The organism is Intrasporangium sp. (assembly GCF_032907665.1).
In the GTDB taxonomy this organism is placed as follows: domain Bacteria; phylum Actinomycetota; class Actinomycetes; order Actinomycetales; family Dermatophilaceae; genus Intrasporangium.
In genome coordinates, this window is sequence record NZ_JAJJPG010000151.1 from 1 (window position 1) to 3,313 (window position 3,313).

Genomic DNA, 3,313 nt, shown 5'->3' on the forward strand with positions numbered 1-3,313 from the left:
CGACGACCTTGTACACGCTCATTGTTGCCTCCGTTGTTCGAGTACACCCGAGCCTTGCATGATCGCGGCTGCCTCACCAGAGGTGGCCGCACCCGCGGAGCCTTTCGTCGGGTGACGTCCCGGTCGGCTGTGGCGCAGTGCACCTCGAGGCTCACTGGCCGGGTGGTCGTTCGGGGGCCCGTCCCCGGACAGCGCGATCCCCACGACCCTGCACAGCCTGACGACCTGACGGGCCCGGGAATGCTCTGGGCTTCGCAGACGAGCCTGCACCTGAGAGGCTCCTCCACATGCGCTCGATGGACGGCAGCGACGTCGACCACGCCTTGATCGAGATGGTGCGTGTCCTGAGCCCGTACGAGTCACGAGACTGGCAGGTCCGCGCCGGGTCGTTGGACTGGAGCTGCTGGACAACAGCGGCCCATGTCGCCCACGACCTTCTGGCGTATGCGGGGCAGGTGGCGGCTCAGCCGGAAAGCGCCTACCTGCCGTTCGACCTCGTCATCCGCACCGACACTCCGCCGCGCGACCTGCTCCAGGTGGTCGTGGCTTGTGGAAGGCTCCTGAGCAATGCCCTGGCCGCCGCCGGGCAGGACGCTCGCGCGTGGCACTGGGGGACCACCGACCCCAGCGGCTTTGCCGCGATGGGAGTCACCGAGATCCTCGTGCACACCCATGACATCGCGCAGGGACTCGGGGTCAGCTGGCTTCCGCCTGAGTCCCTCTGCGCCGCGGTACTGGCCCGACTGTTCCCCGACGCGCCGGACGGTGACCCGGTCCAGGTGCTCCTGTGGTCCACCGGCCGAGCGGAGCTCGAGGGTCGACAGCGTGTCACCTCATGGGTCCTGAAGGCTGCGATCGACTGATTCGGATGCTGTGTGCTGCCTGCGACGAATCTGATGCGCGGGTCACTGGACACCACCGCGGCACAACCGGCAAGGTACGACGCATGCGCACTCGACTCGGGAAACTGTCCGCCTCCGTCGCCACGGCCGTCGCAGTCGCACTGGCCCTGCTTCCTGCCGGGGCCGCGTCAGCCGAGGACCTGTCCTGGGAGCAGTCGGTGATCGACCCTGACCAGAGCTTCCGAGGTCTCGACGCCGTCGACGCCAAGACCGCCTGGATCAGTGGCGGCAGCCTCTCCGGCGGTGCCGGCAAGGTCTACCGGACCACCGATGGCGGGGAGACCTGGCAGGACGTGACCCCACCCGGGACCGAGGGGCTGTCCCTGAGGGACGTCGAGGCGCACGACGCGCACACCGCCGTCGTGTTGTCGATCGGTCCGGGCGAGGCCTCCCGGATCTGGCGCACGACCGACGGTGGCACGAGTTGGACCGAGACCTTCCGCAACACCGAGGAGGACGCGTTCTACAACTGCCTCGACTTCTATCCCGGAGGCAAGCGCGGGTTGGCTGTGAGCGACCCCGTCGACGGGAAGTTCCGGATCCTCGCCACCTCCGACTCCGGGCGCACCTGGGAAGTGCTGCCGACCGAGGGGATGCCCGACTCGACCGGCGAATACAACTTCTCGGCAAGCGGCGACTGTCTCGTGATCCGGGGCCACGACGCCTGGTTCGGCTCGGGTGGGGCGTCGGCCCGGGTGTTCCACTCCACTGACCGTGGCCTGACGTGGGAGGCGACCGACTCGACGCTGCCTGCGGGTGAGGCCGCCGGGGTCTTCGGGCTGGCATTCCGGACGCCACGGCACGGGATCGCCGTCGGCGGCGACTTCGCGGCGCCGGCCGACGGGACCGACGCCTCGGCGTACACCTCCGACGCCCGGAGCTGGACCAACGGCGGCGACTTGACCCACCTCGGTGAGGACGCGGCCTGGCTGGCCGGCTCGCGGTCGACGGTGATCACCGTAGGTGAGTCCGGCGACGTCGCAGGGAGCAGCGTCAGCCACGACGGCGGCGTCACATGGACGCAGTTCGACACGGCGGGCTTCCACACCCTCGACTGCACACCGGACGGCAGCTGCTGGGCAGCGGGCGGCGGCGGTCGAGTCGGCCGGATGTGATCGCGGGAGCCGAGTGTCTCGGGCAACCTGTTTGTCATCCACCGCGATTCGCTGATCGGACCAGCTCGCAAATTGATGGCGGGCGGATGAGTCCACGTGCGACAGTTGCGTGGTGACTCCTCACGTGCGTTTCCTCGGCATACTGCCGCCTCCGGTCGACTGACCGGAGCGCTTCCGTGACGGCCTGTGACGGACAGGCCGTCTGAGGGCGTGCTCCAGACGAATCCCTCGCCGGGTGTCATCCAGGAGCACAGTTCATGTCACGCACGTCCCTACCGACCGTGCGCTCTGCGCGGATCGGTCTGCTTCAGATCTCGCTGGCCGGGGCCCTCTGGGGCACCGGAGGTCTGGCGGTGCAGCTCATTCGCGACATCATGCCGATGTCGGTACTCACCATCAGCGCGTACCGGATGCTCATTGCCGCCATCGTTCTTGTTGTCGTCGTCCTCGTCGTGGGCCGCGGGGGGCCACTCCGCGCACTGGTGAAAGAGCGGCCAGTGCATGCCGTCGCGGTCGGTTGCGGAACCGCCGCCTATCAAGCCTTCTACTTCGGCGCGGTCGTCACCGCCGGGGTCACGGTGGCGACAGCGATCGCGCTCGGGCTGGCCCCGGTCCTCCTCTCCATCAGTGACGCTGCCCGAGAGCGACGGCTCATACCGCTGCCCAAGGTCATGGTGCTCATCGCCGCCCTCGCCGGCCTGGTCCTGGTCAGCGGGTTCGCGGACATCGCAGGCACTGCGGCACCACAGTCCGGGCTCGGCATCCTCCTCGCCATGGCGTCCGGCACCACGTACGCCGTCACCACCGTCCTGGGACGGACGCTGGCCCAGCGCGCCGATCCACTGGTCCTGACCACTGCAACGACGACAACCGGCGCCCTGGTCCTGCTGTCGATCGGTGTGCTTGCGGGACCGACCGGACCGATCCTCACCACCGACCCAGCCGCCCTCGGCTGGCTCATCTACCTGGGAGTCTTCACGATGGCGATGGCCTACGGGCTGCTCTACGCCGGCCTGCGAACCACGCCGGGAAGCACCGCGGTCATCGCCAGTCTCCTCGAGCCAGTGACGGCCGCGGTATCGGCCGCGCTGTTCCTGAGTGAGCGTCTCCCGCCCACCGGGATTGCCGGGACGATCCTGATCCTGACCGCCGTGGCAGGCATCTCCGCGCGCCCCCGGGCGCCACGTGGCCAGCCATGAGAGTCCCCTCGACGGCGCAAACTGCCTGTGCGCCAACCAGGCACGCGACTGCACTGGCACGCGAAGCGAGCTCAGCGGCATACGTCGCTGGGTGTGT

The 3,313-nt window shown here is 68.8% G+C and carries 3 protein-coding genes; all 3 read left to right on the plus strand.

Annotated features, from left to right (window positions below; genetic code table 11):
* Positions 1 to 287 precede the first annotated feature (287 nt).
* Positions 288 to 863 (plus strand): maleylpyruvate isomerase N-terminal domain-containing protein, encoded by a 576-nt coding sequence (locus tag LOY02_RS16495; RefSeq protein WP_317183461.1) that lies wholly within the window; start codon positions 288 to 290, stop codon positions 861 to 863.
* A gap of 83 nt (positions 864 to 946) precedes the next feature.
* On the plus strand, positions 947 to 2,017 hold the full coding sequence (locus LOY02_RS16500; RefSeq protein ID WP_317183462.1) for an oxidoreductase: 1,071 nt from the start codon (positions 947 to 949) through the stop codon (positions 2,015 to 2,017).
* Positions 2,018 to 2,274: 257 nt separating this feature from the next.
* Complete coding sequence (locus LOY02_RS16505) at positions 2,275 to 3,216, plus strand: DMT family transporter (RefSeq protein WP_317183463.1); 942 nt, start codon at positions 2,275 to 2,277, stop codon at positions 3,214 to 3,216.
* The last annotated feature ends 97 nt before the right edge of the window (positions 3,217 to 3,313 follow it).

Excerpts from the sequence above, each read along its gene's own strand:
- LOY02_RS16505 (WP_317183463.1), top strand. The coding sequence starts at position 2,275 with ATGTCACGCACGTCCCTACCGACCGTGCGCTCTGCGCGGATCGGTCTG.
- LOY02_RS16495 (WP_317183461.1), top strand. The coding sequence starts at position 288 with ATGCGCTCGATGGACGGCAGCGACGTCGACCACGCCTTGATCGAGATG.
- LOY02_RS16500 (WP_317183462.1), top strand. The coding sequence starts at position 947 with ATGCGCACTCGACTCGGGAAACTGTCCGCCTCCGTCGCCACGGCCGTC.